General features: G+C 68.5%; 19 protein-coding genes. 9 read left to right on the forward strand and 10 right to left on the reverse strand.

Translation table 11 applies throughout. From position 1 onward, the window contains the following. Positions 1–105: 105 nt before the first annotated feature. Genes FHR72_RS12135 through FHR72_RS12160 form a run of 6 tightly spaced genes read right to left on the reverse strand, consistent with a single transcriptional unit; the run spans position 106 to position 8500 of the window. On the reverse strand, positions 106–873 hold the full coding sequence (locus FHR72_RS12135) for an enoyl-CoA hydratase family protein (protein WP_183468208.1): 768 nt from the start codon (positions 871–873) through the stop codon (positions 106–108). Next, a complete protein-coding gene (locus FHR72_RS12140) occupies positions 873–2048 on the reverse strand; it encodes an acyl-CoA dehydrogenase family protein (RefSeq protein WP_183468209.1) in 1176 nt (391 codons plus the stop codon). Before FHR72_RS12140 ends, FHR72_RS12135 begins: the two co-directional genes overlap by 1 nt. Next, a complete protein-coding gene (locus tag FHR72_RS12145; RefSeq protein WP_183468210.1) occupies positions 2045–4012 on the reverse strand; it encodes an acetyl/propionyl/methylcrotonyl-CoA carboxylase subunit alpha in 1968 nt (655 codons plus the stop codon). The genes FHR72_RS12140 and FHR72_RS12145 overlap by 4 nt, the downstream gene beginning before the upstream one ends. Positions 4013–4041: 29 nt before the next feature. After that, positions 4042–5634 (reverse strand): acyl-CoA carboxylase subunit beta, encoded by a 1593-nt coding sequence (locus FHR72_RS12150; RefSeq protein ID WP_183468211.1) that lies wholly within the window; start codon positions 5632–5634, stop codon positions 4042–4044. Beyond that, positions 5631–6779 carry an acyl-CoA dehydrogenase family protein gene (locus FHR72_RS12155; RefSeq protein WP_183468212.1) on the reverse strand — a complete coding sequence of 383 codons (1149 nt, stop codon included), beginning with the start codon at positions 6777–6779 and terminating at the stop codon, positions 5631–5633. Before FHR72_RS12155 ends, FHR72_RS12150 begins: the two co-directional genes overlap by 4 nt. Then, on the reverse strand, positions 6776–8500 hold the full coding sequence (locus tag FHR72_RS12160; RefSeq protein WP_183468213.1) for an acyclic terpene utilization AtuA family protein: 1725 nt from the start codon (positions 8498–8500) through the stop codon (positions 6776–6778). Before FHR72_RS12160 ends, FHR72_RS12155 begins: the two co-directional genes overlap by 4 nt. A 267-nt stretch (positions 8501–8767) precedes the next feature. On the opposite strand from FHR72_RS12160, the gene rpmF reads away from it, so the two are divergent. The 7 genes from rpmF (at position 8768) to FHR72_RS12195 (ending at position 15405) form a co-directional block, all read left to right on the forward strand. Further along, entirely contained in the window at positions 8768–8941 is a 174-nt protein-coding gene (gene rpmF / locus FHR72_RS12165; RefSeq protein WP_183468214.1) for a 50S ribosomal protein L32, read from the forward strand. Positions 8942–9013: 72 nt separating this feature from the next. After that, the gene (locus FHR72_RS12170) at positions 9014–9703 is read left to right on the forward strand and encodes a response regulator transcription factor (RefSeq protein WP_183468215.1); all 690 of its coding nucleotides are present in this window, start codon (positions 9014–9016) and stop codon (positions 9701–9703) included. Then, a complete protein-coding gene (locus FHR72_RS12175) occupies positions 9703–11145 on the forward strand; it encodes a sensor histidine kinase (RefSeq protein ID WP_221193406.1) in 1443 nt (480 codons plus the stop codon). Before FHR72_RS12170 ends, FHR72_RS12175 begins: the two co-directional genes overlap by 1 nt. A gap of 213 nt (positions 11146–11358) precedes the next feature. Further along, complete coding sequence (locus FHR72_RS12180) at positions 11359–12729, forward strand: S1C family serine protease (protein ID WP_183468216.1); 1371 nt, start codon at positions 11359–11361, stop codon at positions 12727–12729. A 29-nt stretch (positions 12730–12758) separates the two neighbouring features. After that, positions 12759–13304: a MogA/MoaB family molybdenum cofactor biosynthesis protein gene (locus tag FHR72_RS12185; protein WP_183468473.1), complete on the forward strand. Its 546-nt coding sequence runs from the start codon at positions 12759–12761 to the stop codon at positions 13302–13304. 705 nt (positions 13305–14009) lie between these two features. After that, entirely contained in the window at positions 14010–14642 is a 633-nt protein-coding gene (locus tag FHR72_RS12190; RefSeq protein WP_183468217.1) for a porin MspA, read from the forward strand. Between the two features lie 118 nt (positions 14643–14760). Next, on the forward strand, positions 14761–15405 hold the full coding sequence (locus tag FHR72_RS12195; RefSeq protein WP_183468218.1) for a porin MspA: 645 nt from the start codon (positions 14761–14763) through the stop codon (positions 15403–15405). A gap of 225 nt (positions 15406–15630) precedes the next feature. On the opposite strand, the gene mscL is transcribed toward FHR72_RS12195, so the two are convergent. Further along, positions 15631–16074: a large-conductance mechanosensitive channel protein MscL gene (mscL, locus tag FHR72_RS12200; RefSeq protein WP_183468219.1), complete on the reverse strand. Its 444-nt coding sequence runs from the start codon at positions 16072–16074 to the stop codon at positions 15631–15633. Between the two features lie 289 nt (positions 16075–16363). Here mscL and FHR72_RS12205 point away from each other — a divergent pair, with 289 nt between their 5' ends. Continuing rightward, on the forward strand, positions 16364–16717 hold the full coding sequence (locus FHR72_RS12205; RefSeq protein WP_183468220.1) for a hypothetical protein: 354 nt from the start codon (positions 16364–16366) through the stop codon (positions 16715–16717). A 77-nt stretch (positions 16718–16794) separates the two neighbouring features. Here FHR72_RS12205 and FHR72_RS12210 read toward each other — a convergent pair whose 3' ends face one another. The 3 genes from FHR72_RS12210 to FHR72_RS12220 form a co-directional block, all read right to left on the reverse strand. After that, on the reverse strand, positions 16795–17448 hold the full coding sequence (locus FHR72_RS12210; protein WP_183468221.1) for an SAF domain-containing protein: 654 nt from the start codon (positions 17446–17448) through the stop codon (positions 16795–16797). 70 nt (positions 17449–17518) lie between these two features. Beyond that, positions 17519–17890, reverse strand: coding sequence for an FmdB family zinc ribbon protein (locus FHR72_RS12215; protein WP_183468222.1), 372 nt, complete (start codon positions 17888–17890; stop codon positions 17519–17521). A gap of 99 nt (positions 17891–17989) precedes the next feature. Further along, complete coding sequence (locus FHR72_RS12220; protein ID WP_183468223.1) at positions 17990–18580, reverse strand: 5-formyltetrahydrofolate cyclo-ligase; 591 nt, start codon at positions 18578–18580, stop codon at positions 17990–17992. 65 nt (positions 18581–18645) lie between these two features. Here FHR72_RS12220 and FHR72_RS12225 point away from each other — a divergent pair, with 65 nt between their 5' ends. Continuing rightward, positions 18646–19593 (forward strand): UTP--glucose-1-phosphate uridylyltransferase, encoded by a 948-nt coding sequence (locus FHR72_RS12225; RefSeq protein WP_183468224.1) that lies wholly within the window; start codon positions 18646–18648, stop codon positions 19591–19593. Positions 19594–19630: the final 37 nt, after the last annotated feature.

Below are 19630 nucleotides of genomic sequence, written 5' to 3' on the forward strand. Positions count from 1 at the left end.
CATCGATGGCTCCTAGCCCGAAGGCTCGTCGCTGGCGCGTACATCGCCAACGAGCCTACGACGAAGATCCATACATGCAAGTAGCTTGACCAAACTGTGAGCTGGTCAGCTCACCCAACGAGGCGCCCGCTTCTCCAGGAACGCCAGCACGCCTTCGCGGGCTTCGTCGGAGACGAACAACGCCGCCGACTCCTGCGTCAATTTCTCTGCGCGACGCTCGAAGTCGTCGATGACGGCCGCTGTCGTCAGCGCCTTCGACGCGGCCAGACCCTGCGGCGACCCCTGCACGATCGCCGAAGCCAGCTCCGCGACCGTGGTCGCGACGTCATTCGTGGCGACGGTGATCAGCCCCATCTCGGCGGCCTGCGCCGCCCCGAACTTCTCACCCGTGACGAAATAGCGCCCCGCGGCGCGCGCCGTCATCTTCGGCAGCAGGATCAGCGAGATGATTGACGGGGCGACGCCGATACGTGCCTCGGTCAGAGCGAACGTGCTCGCGTTGCCGGCCACCACGATGTCGCACGCCCCTACGATGCCGAGTCCGCCGGCCCGGACATGCCCGTCGATCGCCGCGAGGACGGGCAGACGCAGCTCGAGGATGCGGCGCAGCAGACGGGTCATCTCCCGGGCCCGATCGACGGCCAATTCGGAAGGGTCCCGCCCGGCGGCCTCGCTCAGGTCCGCCCCCGCGCAGAACGTCCCGCCGGTGTGACCGAGCACCACCAGCCGCACGCCCTCATCGGCCGACGCCCGGGTCAGTCCTTCGTGCAGCTGCTCGACCAGCGCCGTAGACAGCGCGTTGCGGTTGTGTGGCGAATCGAGGGTGAGCCGTGCCACCGCGCCGTCGCGCTCGTAGGTGACCAGCGCACTCATCAGTACGACCGCGGCAGGCCGAGCGACGTCTGGGCGATGAAGTTCAGGATCATCTCCCGGCTCACCGGGGCGATGCGGGCCAGCCGGGACGCGGTGAGCACCGAGGCGATCCCGTACTCCTGGGTCAGGCCGTTGCCGCCCAGCGATTGCACCGCCTGGTCGACCGCGCGCACCGAGGCCTCGCCGGCCGCGTACTTGGCCATGTTCGCCGCTTCGGCGGCCCCGCCGTCGTCGCCGGAGTCGTACAGCGAGGCGGCCTTCTGCATCATCAGCTTGGCCAGTTCGATCTCGATATGGTTCTGCGCCAACGGATGCGAGAGACCCTGGTGCGCGCCGATCGGCGTCTTCCACACCTGGCGGGTCTTGACGTAGTCGACGGCCTTGTCGATGGCGAAGCGGCCCATGCCGACCGCGCTGGCCGCGCCCATGATGCGTTCGGGGTTCAGGCCCGCGAACAGCTGAGCGATCGCGGCGTCCTCGGAACCGACCAGGGCGTCGGCGGGCAGCCGCACCTCATCGAGGAACACCTGGAACTGGAACTCGGGGCTGATGATCTCCATCGGGATCTTGGTGAACGTGAAACCCGGTGTGTCGGCGGGCACCACGAACAGTGCCGGTTTGAGGTTGCCCGTCTTGTGGTCCTCGGTCCGGCCGACGACGAGCACCGCCTGCGCCTGATCGACACCGGAGATGTAGACCTTCTGTCCGGACAGGATCCAGTCGCTGCCGTCGCGTCGCGCTGTCGTGGTGATCTTGTGGGAGTTCGAGCCGGCGTCGGGTTCGGTGATCGCGAACGCCATCGTCACCGTCCCGTCGGCGATGCCGGGGAGCCAGCGCTGCTTCTGCTCCTCGGTGCCGAACTTGGAGATGATCGTGCCGTTGATCGCGGGGGACACCACCATCATCAGCAGCGCCGAGCCCGCGGCCGCCATCTCCTCCATCACCAGGCTCAGCTCGTACATGCCCGCGCCGCCGCCGCCGTACTCCTCGGGCAGGTTGACCCCGATGAAGCCCAGTTTGCCTGCCTCCGACCAGAGTTCGTCGGTGTGCTGGCCCGCGCGCGCCTTCTCCAGGTAGTAGTCCTGCCCGTAGTTGGCGGCCATCGCGGCCACGGCCTTGCGCAGCGCCTGCTGTTCCTCGGTCTCGATGAAACCGGTCCTGTCGGTATCGCTCACAGTTCGCCCTCTCCTGAATCCACACGCGCCAACACGGCGCCCACTTCGACCTGCTGGCCTGCTGTCACATTGAGCTCGACGAGAATCCCGTCGGCGGGTGCGGTGATGGTGTGTTCCATCTTCATGGCCTCCAACCAGACCAACGGCTGCCCGGCGGTCACCGTGTCACCCTCGGCAGCGGCGACGCGCAGCACCGACCCCGGCATCGGAGCCAGCAGCGATCCATGCGCCAGCGCGGCGTCGGGGTCCGGGAACCGCGGCAGCGCCACCAGCGACACGGACGCATCGGGTGCGTCGACGTACACGGTGTCCCCGTACCGCGCGACTTGGAACGGCCGGTCCACGCCCGCCACCGCCAGCACGACCTGCCGGGCGGTGGCCGACACCAGACCGACGTCGTCGTGGCCGTCGACGACCACGCCGTCCCGGGTGAACCGGTAACGGATGTCGTGCGTGCCGCCTTCGGTGTCCTGGTAGCTCTTCGTCTGCCAACCCGAGGCGAGATTGCGCCAGCCGCTGGGAACGGCGCCGAACACCGTTGCGGTCTCGCGGTTGTGGGCGGCGTCGGACAGTGCCGCGGCGATGCCGGACAGCTCCACCAGGCGTGCGTCGGCGACGGGCGCGGCGAGTTCCTGCAGCCCGTGGGTGTCGAAGAAGGCCGTGTCGGTGGCGCCGTCGAGAAAGGCCGGGTGGCGCAGCACGTTCACGAGCAGGTCACGGTTGGTCCGCACGCCGTGGAGCCGGGTGCGCGCGAGCGCGTCGGCGAGCATCGTCGCAGCCTGCCGCCGGCTCGGGGCGAAGGTGATCACCTTGGCGATCATCGGGTCGTAGAACACCGAGATGACCGAGCCGTCGGCGACGCCGGAATCCACACGCACACCGGCCCGTTCGACAGGACCGAACTCGGTGCCCGCGGTCGGAACGCTGAAGCGGTGGACCACACCGGCCTGCGGTTGCCAGTTCTTGGCCGGGTCCTCGGCGTAGAGCCGCGCCTCGATCGAGGCGCCCCGCGACGCCGGCGGGGCCGGGTCGAGCCGCGCGCCGTCGGCCACCGCGAGCTGCAGCTCGACCAGATCGAGTCCGGAGGTCAGCTCGGTGACCGGGTGCTCCACCTGCAGACGGGTGTTCATCTCCAGGAAGAAGAAACCACCCTGACCGTCGGCCATGAACTCGACCGTGCCCGCGCCGGTGTAGCCGATGGCCTCCGCGGCCAGCCGCGCGGCGTCGAAAAGCCTGTCGCGCATCCCCGGAATGCGCTCGACGAGCGGCGACGGGGCTTCCTCGATGATCTTCTGATGGCGGCGCTGGATCGAGCACTCGCGCTCACCTACGGCCCAGACCGTTCCGTGGGCGTCGGCCATCACCTGGACCTCGACGTGGTGGCCCGCGTCGAGGTAGCGCTCGCAGAACACCGTCGGGTCACCGAAGGCCGACTGCGCCTCGCGTTGGGCACCCTCGACCTGGGCGGCCAGCTCGCTCAGATCCCGAACCACCCGCATGCCGCGGCCGCCGCCGCCGGCCGACGCCTTGATCAGCACGGGCAGCATGTCGGCGGTGACCGTATCGGGGTCGAGTTCCTCCAGCACCGGTACGCCGGCGGCAGCCATGATCTTCTTGGCCTCGATCTTGGAACCCATGGCGGCGACGGCGTCGACCGGCGGCCCGATCCACGTCAGGTCCGCCTCCTGCACCGCCCTTGCGAAGTCCGGGTTCTCCGAGAGGAACCCGTATCCGGGGTGGACGGCGTCGGCGCCGGCGGCGTGCGCGGCGGCGATGAGCTGGGCGGCGTCCAGGTAACCGCGGGTGCCGACCAGGCGGACCCGGGCGTCGGCCTCGGCGACGTGCAGTGCGGCGGCGTCGGGGTCGGTGTAGACCGCGACCGTGCCGATCCCCAGGCGCCGGCATGTCGCGAACACGCGTCGGGCGATCTCCCCGCGATTGGCGACCAGCACGCGAGTGATCATCTGCTTCCCTTCCTGCGACACGAGCGCGCTCACATCCGGAAGACGCCGAAGTTCGACGTCCCCTCGATCGGACCGCTGGCGATGGCCGACAGGCACATCCCCAGCACCGTGCGGGTGTCGCGCGGGTCGATGACGCCGTCGTCGTAGAGCCGTCCCGACAGGAACATCGGCAGTGACTCGGCTTCGATCTGGGCTTCCACCGCCGCGCGCAGCGCCGCGTCGGCGGCCTCGTCGACCTGCTGCCCGCGCGCCTCGGCGGCGGCGCGGCTGACGATCGAGAGCACGCCCGCCAGCTGGGTTCCGCCCATCACCGCCGATTTCGCGCTGGGCCAGGCGAACAGGAACCGCGGATCGTAGGCCCGCCCGCACATGCCGTAGTGGCCTGCGCCGTAGGAGGCGCCGATGAGCAGGGAGATGTGGGGCACGGTCGAATTCGAGACGGCGTTGATCATCATCGACCCGTGCTTGATCATCCCGCCCTCCTCGTAGTCCTTGCCCACCATGTAGCCGGTGGTGTTGTGCAGGAACAGAAGTGGCGTGTCCGAGCGGTTGGCCAGCTGGATGAACTGCGTGGCCTTCTGGGACTCCTCGCTGAACAACACGCCCCGGGCGTTGGCCAGGATGCCCAGCGGATAGCCGTGCAGCGTCGCCCATCCGGTGACCAGCGACCCGCCGTAGAGGGGCTTGAACTCGTCGAACTCCGAACCGTCGACGATGCGCGCGATCACCTCGCGCGGGTCGAACGGGATACGCAGGTCGGCGGGCACGATGCCGATGAGCTCGTTCTCGTCGTGCAGCGGCGCGACGATCGGCCGGGGCGCGGGCCCGCGTTTGCGCCAGTTCAGCCGCGCGACGATGCGCCGACCGATGCGCAGCGCATCGAGCTCGTCGACGGCGAAGTAATCGCCGAGACCTGAAGTGCGGGCGTGCATTTCCGCTCCGCCCAGCGATTCGTCGTCGGATTCCTCACCCGTCGCCATCTTCACCAGCGGCGGTCCGGCCAGAAAGACCTTCGAGCGTTCCTTGATCATCACGACGTGGTCGGACATGCCGGGGATGTAGGCCCCGCCCGCGGTCGAATTGCCGAACACCAGCGCGATGGTCGGGATGCCCGCCGCGGAGAGCCGCGTCAGATCGCGGAACATCTGCCCGCCGGGGATGAAGATCTCCTTCTGGGTGGGCAGATCCGCGCCCCCGGATTCCACCAGGGAGATCACCGGCAGACGGTTCTGCAGCGCGATCTGGTTGGCGCGCAGTATCTTTCGCAGGGTCCACGGGTTGCTGGTGCCGCCCTTGACGGTGGGGTCGTTGGCGACGACGAGGCATTCGACGCCGCTGACCGCGCCGATGCCGACGACGACGCTGGCGCCGACCGTGAAGTCGGTGCCCCAGGCGGCCAGCGGGCTCAACTCCAGGAATGGCGAATCGGGGTCCAGCAGTGCTTCGATCCGCTCGCGGGCCGTCATCTTGCCGCGCGCGTGATGACGTGCGACGTACTTCTCGCCGCCTCCGGCAAGCGCTTTGGCGTGTTCGGCCTCCAGCTCCATGATCTTGGTGGCCATCGCATCGGCGGCGTCGCGGTATCCGGGGGAGCGGGTGTCGAGGGTCGACTTCAGGCTCATGACTGGTAGCCCAGTGTCTTGGCGGCCAGCGAGGTGAGGATCTCGGTGGTGCCACCGCCGATGCCGAGGATGCGCATGTCGCGGTACTGCCGTTCGACTTCGGACTCGGCCATGTAGCCCATGCCGCCGAACAACTGGACGGCCTGATTGGCCACCCATTCGCCGGCTTCGACCGCGGTGTTCTTGGCGAAGCAGACCTCGGTGATCAGGTTGTGGTCGCCGCCCAGCTGCCGTTCGACGAGCGCATGGGTGTAGACGCGGGCCACGTCGATGCGACGGGCCATCTCGGCCAGGGTGTTCTGCACCGATTGCCGGGCGATCAGCGGCTTGCCGAAGGTCTCCCGGTTGCGGCACCACTCCACGGTGAGGTCGAGGCAGCGCTGGGCACTCGAATAGGCCTGGGCGGCAAGCCCGACGCGCTCGGAGACGAACGCGGCGGCGATCTGCAGGAAGCCGCTGTTCTCGGGACCGACGAGGTTCTCCACCGGCACCCGGACATCGCTGTAGGACAGCTCGGCGGTGTCCGAGGAACGCCAGCCCATCTTGTCGAGCTTGCGGCTGACCTCGAAACCGGGCGTGCCCTTGTCGACGACGATGAGCGAAACCCCCGCCGCCCCGGGGCCTCCCGTGCGGGCCGCCGTGACGACGTAGTCGGCCCGCACGCCGGAGGTGATGTAGGTCTTGGCACCGTTGAGGACGTAGTGGTCGCCGTCGCGGACTGCGCGCGTCGTCAGGTGCCCGACGTCGGATCCCCCGCCGGGTTCGGTGATCGCCAGAGACCCGATCTTGTCGCCCTGCAGTGTGGGTCGCACGTAGGTGTCGATGAGCCGGGGGTCGCCGGTGGCGATCATGTGCGGCACGGCGATGCCGCACGTGAACAGCGAGGCGAACACGCCACCGGGGGCGCCGGACTGGTGCATCTCTTCACAGATGACGACGGCGTCGGCGCCGTCGCCACCCTCACCGCCGACCGATTCCGGGAAGCCGGCGCCCAGCAGGCCCGCCTGCGCTGCGCTGCGGTGCAGTTCGCGGGGGATCTCGCCGACACGTTCCCACTCGTCGACGTGTGGCAGCACCTCGCGTTCGGCGAAGGCACGCACGGTCTTTCGCAGGTCGTCGCGTTCGGGTGTGGTCCAGATGCTCACGAGAGCAGCTCCTCGGGTATGTCGACATGTCGGCTTCTCAGCCATTCACCCAGTCCTTTGGCCTGTGGGTCGAACCGTGCCTGGTAGGCCACGCCCTTGCCGAGGATCCCGTCGATGACGAAGTTCACGGCACGGAGGTTGGGCAGGACGTGACGGGTGACGGGGAGATTCTTCGCCTCCGGCAGCAGTTCGCGCAGCAGATCCACGGTCAGTGTGTGGACCAACCACGCGTACGCCTCGGGGGTGCGCACCCAGACCCCGACGTTCGCGCTGCCGCCCTTGTCGCCGCTGCGGGCCCCGGCGATGGTGCCCAGCGGCAGGCGCCGGGTCGGCCCTTCGGCCGGTGGCGGAGGTGGGGCGGGCGCCGGGACCTCGGCCGGGTCGGCGGTGTCGACGGCGATGGGGATGTCGGTCCGCGACCCGTCGGCGTGCACGGCGACATGCGGCACCTCCTCGGCGGGGACGTAGGCCGCGGTGAAGACCCCGTACACCTGACTGTCGCCGGGCGGTGCGGTGCTCGTGAAACCCGGATAGCTGGCGAGCGCGAGTTCGACCGCCGCCGAGGAGAACTGCCGGCCGACCGTGTTCGGGTCGGGGTCGCGGACCACACAGCGCAGCAGCGCGCTCGCCGTCTGCTCGGTGTCGGCGTCGGGGTGGTCGGTGCGGGCCAGGGTCCAGTCCAGCTCGGCGGGAGTGGCGGCAAGGGAGTTCTCTAGCTGGCTGCGCACCAGAGCGGCTTTCGCCTCGATGTCGAGACCGGTCAGCACGAACGTGACTTCGTTGCGGAAGCCGCCGAGGCTGTTCAGCGACACCTTCAGAGACGGCGGGGGCGCCTCTCCCGTGACCCCGCTGAGCCGGACGCGGTCCGGGCCGTCCCCGGACAGCGTGATGGAGTCGACGCGCAGGGTGGCGTCGGGATTGGCGTAACGCGCACCGCCGATCTCGTACAGCAGCTGTGCGGTCACGGTGTCCACCGTGACGGCGCCGCCGGTGCCGGAGTGTTTGGTGATGGTCGAGGAACCGTCGGCGTCAATCTCGGCGATCGGGAACCCGGGGTGCGTGAGGTCGGCCAGCTCGGTGAAGAACGAGAAGTTGCCCCCGGTGGCCTGCGTGCCGCATTCGATGACGTGGCCGGCGGCGACGGCGCCGGCGATCCGATCGTAATCAGTTGGCTCCCAGCCGAAATGAGCGGCGGCGGGACCGACGATCACCGACGCGTCGGTCACCCGCCCCGTCACCACGATGTCGGCCCCGGACTGCAGACAGTCGACGATGCCCCACGCCCCCAGGTAGGCGTTGGCGGTCAGGGGGCTGCCGAGGCCCAGTGCGTCGGCGCGGGGGAGCAGGTCGTCGCCTTCGACGTGGGCGACGGTCACGGCGATGCCGAGGGTGTCGGCGAGGGTCCGCACCGCGGCGGCCAGCCCCGCGGGGTTGAGGCCGCCGGCGTTGGCGACGATGCGCACTCCGCGGTCGCGCGCCTCGCCCAGGCACTCTTCGAGCTGACGCAGGAAGGTCTTGGCGTAGCCGCGGTCGGGGTTCTTCATGCGGTCGCGGCCCAGGATGAGCATCGTCAGCTCGGCGAGGTAGTCGCCGGTGAGGTAATCGAGGTCACCGCCGGTGAGCATCTCGCGCATCGCGGACATGCGGTCGCCGTAGAAGCCGGAGCAGTTGCCGATGCGGACCGGACCGGAAGCCGGCGTCCGATCAGGCGCTGACGTCACGCACACTCCTCATTGAGACTCGGTGGATCACGGTCGGACATCGACCAACCAACATCGACCAACCAACCGGTAGGTTACCGGGTACCGGCGGTATCAAGTCAAGGTCCGAGACGCGCGTCGGCGCCGGGAGGTGGCCGGGGCGATCGGCGGAGTTTGGAGCCCGCCCAGCTCACCGGCTATCCTGAACCGAACGTGCCAGCGCCCGGCCGGTCCAGGCCCGCAGGCAGTGCGGACTCAGAATCACCCCGATAGATGGAGAGCTCGATCATGGCTGTGCCGAAGCGCAGGATGTCGCGCGCGAACACCCGTAGCCGGCGCGCGCAGTGGAAGGCCACCGCAACCAACCTCGTGAGCGTGACCGTCGCAGGTCAGCCTCGCAAGGTGCCGCGTCGCCTGCTCAAGGCCGCCCGCCTCGGCCTGATTGATCTCGACCGCCGCTGATTCTCAGGAACGCCGTCGTTTTGGCGGCGCGCCTCTCAGGTCACTCTCAGACACTGGGTCGAGACTGTGGCAGTGCGCATTCTTGTCGTTGATGACGATCGCGCGGTGCGCGAATCCCTCCGGCGCTCGCTGTCGTTCAATGGTTACTCGGTCGAACTGGCTCAGGATGGCCGCGAAGCCCTGGACGTGATAGCCAGCGACCGGCCCGATGCCGTGGTGCTCGATGTGATGATGCCCCGGCTGGACGGCCTGGAAGTGTGCCGGCAGCTGCGCAGCACGGGCGACGATCTGCCGATCCTGGTGTTGACCGCCCGCGACTCGGTGTCGGAGCGGGTCGCCGGCCTCGACGCCGGGGCCGATGACTACCTCCCGAAGCCGTTCGCGCTGGAGGAACTGCTGGCCCGCATGCGGGCGCTGTTGCGGCGCACCGTGCCGGGCGACGGAGACGCCGAGTCGGCGGCCATGACCTTCTCCGACCTGTCGCTGGATCCGGTGACGCGCGAGGTCACCAGGGGCAACCGCCCGATCAGCCTCACCCGCACCGAGTTCTCGCTGCTGGAGATGCTGATCGCGAATCCCCGCCGCGTGTTGACCCGCAGCCGGATCCTTGAAGAGGTGTGGGGATTCGACTTCCCGACCTCGGGCAACGCCCTCGAGGTCTATGTCGGGTACCTGCGGCGCAAGACGGAGGCCGAGGGGGAGCCCCGGCTGATCCACACGGTGCGCGGCGTGGGGTACGTGCTTCGCGAGACCCCGCCCTGATGGCGGTCGACCCCAGGACCGCACCGTGGCCGGGTCAGCCGCAGATCCGCACCCATCCCGCCAGCTCGGTGTCGCTGAGGTGGCGGGTGATGCTGCTGGCGATGTCCATGGTGGTGATCTCGGTCGTCCTCATGGCCGTCGCGGTCTATGCCGTCGTGTCGCGGGCGCTCTACGACGACATCGACGATCAGCTCCGCACCCGCGCCCAGATGCTCATCGAGAGCGGCTCGCTCGACGCCGACCCCGGCAAGGCCATCGAGGGCACCGCGTACTCGGACATGAACGCGATGTTCTTCATCCCCGGGCGCAGCAAATTCACCGCCAACCAGAAGGACCAGACGCTTCCGGTCGGCCCTCCCGAGCAGGACGTCATGGACGGCACCCTGTGGATGTCGTTGCGCACCGTGGAGCATCAGCGCGTCCTGGCGGTCCACCTCGCCAGTGGCAACTCCCTGCTGCTGTCGAAGAGCCTCGCCCCGACCGGGCAGGTGCTCAAACGGCTCGGCTCGGTTCTGCTCATCGTCGGCGGGATCGGGGTCGCGGTGGCCGCGATCGCCGGCGGCATGGTCGCCAGCGCGGGTCTGCGGCCGGTGGCCCGCCTCACCCAGGCCGCCGAACGGGTGGCACGCACCGACGACCTGCGGCCCATCCCGGTCTTCGGCAACGACGAACTCGCGCGTCTCACCGAAGCTTTCAACATGATGCTGCGGGCCCTGGCCGAATCGCGGGAGCGTCAGGCGCGGTTGGTCGCCGATGCGGGCCACGAGTTGCGCACACCGCTGACGTCGATGCGCACCAACGTCGAACTCCTGATGGAGTCGATGAAGCCCGGGGCGCCGCGCCTGCCCGAAGAGGACATGGTCGAACTGCGGACCGACGTCATCGGCCAGATCGAGGAACTGTCGACGCTCGTCGGCGACCTGGTCGACCTCACGCGTGAGGACGCCGGCAACGCGGTGCACGACGTCGTCGAGATGTCCGAGGTCATCGACCGGTCCCTCGAGCGGGTTCGCCGGCGGCGCAACGACATCGAGTTCGAGGTGTCGGTGACCCCATGGCAGGTCTACGGCGACGCCGCCGGCCTCGGTCGCGCCGTGCTCAACCTGCTCGACAACGCCGCCAAGTGGAGCCCGCCGAACGCCCGCGTCGGAGTGCGGCTCACCCAGATCGACTCTGCCCATGCGGAATTCGTGGTGTCCGACTCCGGTCCGGGAATTCCGCCGCACGAACGCGATCTCGTCTTCGAACGGTTCTTCCGGTCGACCTCGGCGCGGGCGATGCCGGGTTCGGGCCTCGGCCTGGCGATCGTCAAACAGGTGGTGCTCAAGCACGGCGGCAGTCTGCGCGTGGCCGACACCGTGCCCGGCGCCCAGCCCCCGGGCACGTCGATGCACGTGGTGCTGCCCGGGCGCCCGTCTGCGGTCGAGCCCGCCGACTCCTAGCCGGCCCGGCCCCGACACGCCCCGCAACGCTGTCCTGGGTGACGCCCGTCACCGGCGAGAATGACGGCAACGGACGCGGACAGGCGAGGGTTCAAAAGTTGTCGGAAAGGCAATCGAACTCTAAGGCGTTTCTCAGTACGTGTGGGCACGCTGAAGTAGCAAAGTTCGTCGTTCCAGCGACAAGACCGACTCGAGGAAGAGCACCGCAGCGATATGACCAACCACCCGAGGTACTCGCCGACGCCGCAACCGGGTCGTCAGTCCGGTTATCCCGGGCAGGTTCCGCCGGCCCCCGTCGGGCAGCCGCCGACGGGTTCCTATGAGCAGCAGGGGACCGGCGCCTGGGATTGGCGTTATGCGACCGAGCAGCAGCGCCAGGCGTTCCGGTCGCCTTATGACCCGTACCCCGGCGCGCCGATGCCGGGCGGCCCGGGACAGTATCCGCGCCCGGGCATGCCGCCCATGCCGCCGCCGCAGCCCCGGAAGCGTTCGCGCGCTTCGGGTTTGATCGTGGGTGCGGTCGCGCTGGCGATGGTCTCCGCGGGTGTCGGCGGCGGGGTCGCGATGCTGGTGCATCCCGACCACGGCATCGGTATCAACGCCTCCGGTGCCGCTCCCAGCGTGCCCGCGGCCAGTGTGCCGTCCGGTTCCGTCGAGGCGGTCGCCGCGAAGGTCGTTCCCAGCGTGGTGAAGCTGGAGGTCAACCAGGGCCGGTCCTCGGAGGAGGGCTCCGGGGTGATCCTGTCGAACGACGGTCTGATTCTCACCAACAACCACGTCGTCGCCTCGGCGGCCGGCAACCCCGGTGGCCCGGGCGGGCAGAGTGAGACGAAGGTGACGTTCGCCGACGGCAAGACGACCTCGTTCACGGTGGTCGGGGCCGATCCCAGCAGCGACATTGCGGTGGTGCGCGCTGCGAACGTCTCGGGCCTCACCCCGATCACGGTGGGCTCGTCGGGCGATCTGCGGGTCGGTCAGGACGTCGTCGCGATCGGTTCGCCGCTGGGCCTGGAAGGAACCGTCACGACCGGCATCATCAGTGCGCTGAACCGGCCGGTGGCCGCCGGCGGCGACGCCCGCAATCAGAACACCGTGCTCGACGCCATCCAGACCGACGCGGCGATCAACCCCGGCAACTCCGGCGGTGCACTGGTGAACATGAACGGTGAGCTGGTCGGCATCAACTCCGCGATCGCGACCCTGGGCGCCGATGCGGGAGGCCCGCAGGGCGGCTCCATCGGCCTGGGCTTCGCGATCCCGGTCGACCAGGCCAAGCGGATCGCCGACGAGATCATCCAGACCGGCACCGCCTCCCGCGCCTCGCTCGGCGTGCAGGTCGGCAACGACGCCGGCGTGGACGGCGCCAAGATCGTCGAGGTCACGGCCGGCGGCGCCGCCTCGGCCGCGGGCCTGCCCAGCGGCGTCGTCGTCACCAAGCTCGACGACCGCGTCATCAGCAGCGCCGACGCGCTGGTCGCTGCGGTGCGCTCGAAGGCTCCCGGTGACAAGGTCACGCTGACGTACCTGGATCCGACCGGGAAGCCGCAGACGGTCGAGGTCACACTCGGCAAGGCCGCTCAGTGAGGGCGTCGGTCGGGGAGGATCGCGCCGAACTGCGCGTGGCTGCACCGCTGTCGGCACCGAGATATACGGTTGAGGTCATGGAGCAGCCTCACACGTTGGTCGGTCGGGCCCTCGTCATCGTCGTCGATGACCGCACTGCCCATGGAGACGAAGAGGACCACAGCGGTCCGCTGGTCACCGAACTGCTCGGCGAAGCCGGTTTCGTCGTCGACGGGGTGGTGGTCGTCTCCTCCGACGAGGTGGAGATCCGCAACGCCCTCAACACGGCCGTCATCGGCGGCGTCGACCTGGTGGTGTCCGTCGGCGGCACCGGGGTCACGCCGCGCGACGTGACACCCGAGTCGACGAGAGACCTCCTCGACCGGGAGCTGCTGGGCATCGCCGAGGCGCTGCGGGCCTCCGGCCTGTCGGCGGGCATCATCGACGCGGGCGTCTCCCGGGGGCTGGCCGGCATCTCGGGCAGCACCCTGGTGGTGAACCTGGCCGGATCGCGTGCGGCGGTGCGCGACGGCATGGCGACGCTAGGTCCGCTGGCGGCGCAGATCATCGCGCAGCTATCCAGTTTGGAGATCTAAACGAGTTGTCCTGCTTGGGACTAGTCCGGAATCCGCCGGGATGGGCTTCCTCATCCCGAGCGGATTTCGTGTTTGTGAAGGCGGTGCGACCTGCAATGTTAAGTACAGGTGAACAATCGGTGCCGCCAGATTGTGATCTTAATCACAAGGGATTCGAGCTGTGACGCAGCCTTCCGACGGGTCGCGAGACCTAGTTAACAGCGTGTTCGGTGAGGTGTTCCCTGAGGTATCGCGTGATGAGCGCGACCCGGGGTCACCGGACGACGAGGCCGACCGCGATCGGTGGCTCCGGGACAACGTTCCACCCCACCACGACTGACCTGTGTTTTCGCTTTAGCACCAGCAGGTGCCTTCAGTAACGCATTCACTCCCATTGACGAATACGTCGATGCGGGGTCACAAACTGCGGCGGTTTCATCGACCGGCTCCCGTCGTCGCACGGAAGGGGTCAGGGACCGCCGGGGAATGTTCAGCAAACGACGCGCAACAGAGCGTCCCGATCGACACCACCGGGGCCACGCGTTGCCGGTCAGATGCCTCCCCGTTATGTTCCTCGTGTCAACGATGAGCGAATCGTAAGAACGACATGTGGGGTTTTTAATTCCACTCACATGAAGCTCTTGCGAGGTGTGTGGTGTAGCGAGACAGCCAGGCACGGACAATCGGAACCCCGCCGGGGTTCCGTAACACATAGCTAGGGAGATCATGAAGGCAATCAGTCGGGTGCTGATCGCGATGGTTGCATCCATCGCGGCTTTGTTCGTGAGCACTGGCACCTCTCACGCAGGGCTGGACAACGAGCTGAGCCTGGTCGACGGCCAGGGTCGTACTTTGACGATTCAGCAGTGGGACACGTTCCTCAACGGTGTCTTTCCGCTGGACCGTAACCGCCTGACCCGTGAGTGGTTCCACTCCGGCAAGGCGACCTACATCGTGGCCGGCGAGGGCGCCGACGACTTCGAGGGCACGCTGGAGCTGGGCTACCAGGTCGGCTTCCCGTGGTCGCTGGGTGTGGGCATCAACTTCAGCTACACCACCCCGAACATCGCGTTCGACGGTCAGGACTTCCTCGACGGCAACCTGGCCGACACCATCGTCACCCCGCCGCTGTTCCCCGGTGTGTCGATCTCGGCTGACCTGGGCAACGGCCCCGGCATCCAGGAAGTCGCCACCTTCTCGGTGGACGTGGCCGGCCCCGGTGGTTCGGTGGCCGTGTCCAACGCCCACGGCACCGTGACCGGTGCTGCCGGTGGTGTGCTGCTGCGCCCGTTCGCCCGGTTGATCTCCTCGACCGGCGACAGCGTCACCACCTACGGCGCCCCGTGGAACATGAACTGACCTGATCGGTCTTGAGAGGTTGGCCCTCGGCGTTCGCGCCGGGGGCCGACCCTTCTACGGAGCTTTTGAGTTCGTCCAGGCACCATCCCGTTACCTGCAACCCATCCCGAGGGGACACATGAAGACCATCAGTCGGGTGCTGATCGCGATGATCGCATCCATCGCGGCGTTGTTCGCGAGCACTGGCACCTCGCACGCCGGTTTGGACAACGAGCTGAGCCTGGTCGACGGCCAGGGTCGTACTTTGACGGTTCAGCAGTGGGACACGTTCCTCAACGGTGTGTTTCCGCTGGACCGTAACCGCCTGACCCGTGAGTGGTTCCACTCCGGCAAGGCGACCTACATCGTGGCCGGCGAGGGCGCCGACGACTTCGAGGGCACGCTGGAGCTGGGTTATCAGGTCGGCTTCCCGTGGTCGCTGGGTGTGGGCATCAACTTCAGCTACACCACCCCGAACATCGCCTTCGACGGCTACGGCTTCGACGGCGGGGACCCGCTCCTGGGCTTCGGCAACAGCATCGTCACCCCGCCGCTGTTCCCCGGTGTGTCGATCTCCGCTGACCTGGGCAACGGCCCCGGCATCCAGGAAGTCGCCACCTTCTCTGTGGACGTGGCCGGCCCCGGTGGTTCGGTGGCCGTGTCCAACGCCCACGGCACCGTGACCGGTGCTGCCGGTGGTGTGCTGCTGCGTCCGTTCGCGCGGTTGATCTCCTCGACCGGCGACAGCGTCACCACCTACGGCGCCCCGTGGAACATGAACTGACCACGGTTCACCGCTGACAAGATCGGCCCCCGGCTCGCGAGCCGGGGGCCGATTTCGTGCTCACGGGCCCCAGCGTCGTCTCGACGCTATGCCGCGAAGCTGTGGTGGGGCTGGCAGTCCGGTCGAATCAGCCTGTGACTCCGCCTGTTTCAGCGTTGCCTGTTTCAACAATGCCTGATTCAGCGATGCCCGATTTCAGCGACACCCGGGTCAGCGACGCCCGATTCACTCGTCGGCGTGATCGTTTCCGGTTGTGGTCGTGCCGCCGGCTTTGCCGGTTGTCGACCCCTCGCCGGCGTTCTCCCGCAGCAGGTCACGGATCTCGGTCAACAGGGTCAGCTCGGTCTCGGTCGACGCCACCTTCGCGTCGCGCTCCTTGAGTTTCTTGAACGGAACGACGATCACGAAGTAGATCACCGCGGCCACGATCAAGAAGTTGATGGCCGCCGAGAGTACGGCGTTCAGGTCGACGTACTTGTTCGCGCCGAGAGAGATCTTGAGGATGCCGTATTCGGTGTCGGGCCCGGCGCCGATCCGGTCGACCAGCGGCTGCACCACGTTCTGGGTGAACGCGGTCACCAGTCCGGTGAATGCGGCGCCGACGACCACCGCGACCGCGAGGTCGATGACGTTGCCCCGCGAGATGAACTCTTTGAAACCCTTCAGCATGGACGTGACCCTCCTAGAGCGGTGAAATGCCAGGTCACCGAAACTTAGCGCCTGGGGCCGCCGCGGCGGCAGATCCATGCCGCCCCGCTTGCCGGCGACTGCTCGTCAGGCCACGACGGGCCGCCCGGTGAACAGAGGGTGAACCTCTGCCGGGAACCGCGTCTGCGCTGCGTAAACGCCGCCGAGAAAACTTCCCAGTCGGTAGGCGCGTCTCGGTCGTCACTGATAGCCTGTGGAGGCCTGAAAGACTTAACTGGACACGTGTGTCCATCAATCGAAGGGAATGCTGATGGCCAAGCACGCCAAAGCCCCGACTCGTAGTGCGAAGAAGCTCGGCGCCGTGGGCCTGGGCTCGTTCGCCGTGGCCGCAGCCTTCTCCACGATGGGCAGCGGGACCGCCGGCGCCGACGTCGAAGAGGTCGGCCCCGGCCCGACGGTGACCAGCCGCCAGGCTTCCGAGTTCTCGGTGATCCGCATCAACGACTTCGGTGTCGCGCGCGGCATCTCCGAGTCCCGCGTGGCCGACGCCGGCATCGTCAACGCCTATGGCGAGGTTCGCGACACGACGAAGGCTGTCGTCGGTACCACCGCCTCGGCGTTCGAGGGCGAGTACCCGACCGGTCCCGGTATCGGCGACTGGTGATCTGACCTACACGGCGCCCCCGGGGAAAACCCCGGGGGCGCTGTGCTTTTCAGGTGTGCCGGCGGCACAGGGCGCGGTCAGTGCAGGGTCAGCGTGACAGCCTGCACGAGCGCGACCCCGGCCACCGTTTTCGCGGCAGCCGCGGGCAGCGCCACAAGCACGACCCGGCCGCCGTTGCGGGCGCCCATCGCGTTCTCCTTTGCCGAGACCAGCACGACCACCGCGTCGGTGGCGACCAGCTCGGCCCGTTCGCTGTCGTCGGCGGGGGCGGCCACGATGTCGACCACGTCGCCGGGGCGCACCAGATCGGTGAGCGCCGCATCGGCGAGCGGGATCGGCACGATCCGTGCGTCCGGTCCCGCCGTGGACTCCGCGAGGCGCGGGCCCAATAGGCGGACATCGGTGACGATCTCGCCGCGCCGTGCCGGACCTGCGAATGTCTTGCCGACGACGGCATCGATCTCGGTGTGCGCGCCGTCGGGAACCGTGGACGCGGTTCGCGATTCGACACGGACATCCGCACTCGTCAGTTCGGCGCCCGGCGACAGATCGCGTGCGGTCACCACCACATCGGACCGGTCGGCGCCGGGATCGCCCCGCCACGCGGCGACCGCGGCGAGGATGACCAGAGCCGCGGCGAGCACCCGGCGCGCGGCCGGGGTGCGCGACCAATCAGGACGCAGTGCGCGGTTCAGGCGGTCCAGCAGCGACGGGTCCAGCGAATCCCCCATGGGGACACGCTAATCAGCGGCGGGCCGGATGGTCAGCCCGCACATCTGCGGCTGTGGATAACAGCGAAGGTCAGCTGGAGGCTGCTGCTGCCGGCGTCGACGAGCTGCTCGTGGACCCGGACTTGTCCGAGGAACCGGACTTCTTCTCCGACGACGACGAGGCCCCCGACGACGAAGAAGACGACGACGACGAGGATTCCGACGACGAGGACGACCCCGAAGACTCGGAGCTGCCGGAGCTCACCGAGCTCGTCTTCGACCCGGATTCCCGGCTGTCGGTGCGGTAGAAGCCGCTGCCTTTGAAGACCACGCCGACCTTGCCGAACACCTTGCGCAGCCGGCCGTGGCACTTCGGGCACTCGGTCAGGGAATCGTCGGTGAACGCCTGCACCACGTCGAACTTATTGCTGCATTCGGTGCACGCATAGGAATAGGTGGGCACACAAACCTCCGAGGTGGTCAATCTGCTTAGCACTCTACCGAGTCAAGTGCTAGAACCGCCAGCCGGTCCGGGTCATTCCCCCGCCGGCCTCGGCCGGGGTCACCGGTGGCGGTTCAGTGCGACGAGTCCCTGCCCGGGGGTGAGGGCGTGGGTCATCAGCACGTCGTGCGGTTCGCTGGGCAGGGTCTCGACCAGCTCGGCGTCTCGGACGACGGCGATCAGCAGTGCGCCGGGGGCGGCCTTCGTCAGGGTCCGGTCGTAATAGCCGGCGCCGCGGCCCAGCCGGACCCCGTCGCGGTCGACAGCCAGCGCCGGGACGAAGACCATCGACGCGCGCGCCACGGCATCGGCGGGCAGCCACGGCGGCGGGGGTTCGCGCAGCCCGAAGGGCGCCGCCACCAGATCGCCCGGGATGTGCTCGCCCCACAGCAGCGGCAGCGGGACGCCGTCGGCTCCCTCCCGCGCCACGGGCAGCAGGACCGTCACGCCCCGGCCGGCCGCGCTGTCGATCAGTGCCACCGAGCCGGGCTCCGAGCCGACGGGGACGTAGGCGCAGATGGTCGTCGCGGGCGCCACCGCGGCCGTCAGCCGACGCTCCAGAGCGGCGGCTTCGGCGTCGCGTGTTTGCCGACTCAACGACCGCCTGACCGCGACGATTTCGGCCCTCACCTGTGCTTTGGTCGCTGCCACCGAGTAGTCCTTCGAAGGGCGGGTAAGAGAGGAACAACCGACGCAGAGAGGTTAGTGTGTGAACGATGAATCGGCCTGAGGTTCCCATTCCCTACACCGCGGTCGTCCCCGCTGCGGGCCTGGGAACGCGGTTTCTGCCCGCCACGAAGACGGTGCCCAAGGAATTGCTGCCCGTGGTCGACACGCCGGGCATCGAGCTGGTCGCGGCCGAGGCGGCCGAGGCCGGCGCCGAACGGTTGATCATCATCACCTCCGAGGGCAAGGACGGTGTGGTCGCGCACTTCGTCGAGGACCTCGTTCTGGAGGGGACCCTGGAGGCGCGCGGCAAGCAGACGATGCTGGAGAAGGTGCGGCGGGCCCCGGAGCTCATCAAGGTCGAGTCCGTCGTGCAGGCCGAGCCGCTGGGTCTCGGGCATGCGGTCGGGTGCGTCGAGGCGAGCCTGTCGCCCGACGAGGATGCGATCGCGGTGCTGCTGCCCGACGACCTCGTCCTGCCCACCGGTGTGCTCGAGACGATGTCGAAGGTGCGCGCCAAGCGCGGTGGGACCGTGCTCTGTGCCATCGAGGTCGACCGCGAGGACATCAGCGCCTACGGCGTCTTCGACGTCGAGACGGTTCCCGACGCCGCCAATCCGAACGTCCTGAAGGTCAGGGGCATGGTGGAGAAGCCCAAGCCCGAGGACGCGCCGTCGCTGTTCGCGGCGGCCGGTCGCTACGTGCTCGACCGGGCGGTCTTCGACGCGCTGAAGCGCATTCCGCGCGGTGCCGGCGGCGAATTGCAGCTCACCGACGCGATCGCACTGCTGATCGAGGAGGGCCACCCGGTCCACGTCGTGGTGCACCGCGGATCTCGACACGACCTGGGAAATCCCGGGGGCTACCTGAAGGCTGCGGTTGACTTTGCGTTGGAGCGCGACGATTACGGACCCGAGCTGCGCCGGTGGCTGACCGAGCGGCTGGGTCTGGCTCCGGCAGGGGCGGCTGACGCCGCCCCGGCGACGACCGAGCACTAGCCGGCGGCACTGCCGAACGGGCCGGTCGGCGCCGACC

Source organism: Mycolicibacterium iranicum (assembly GCF_014190915.1).
GTDB classification, from domain to species: domain Bacteria; phylum Actinomycetota; class Actinomycetes; order Mycobacteriales; family Mycobacteriaceae; genus Mycobacterium; species Mycobacterium iranicum_B.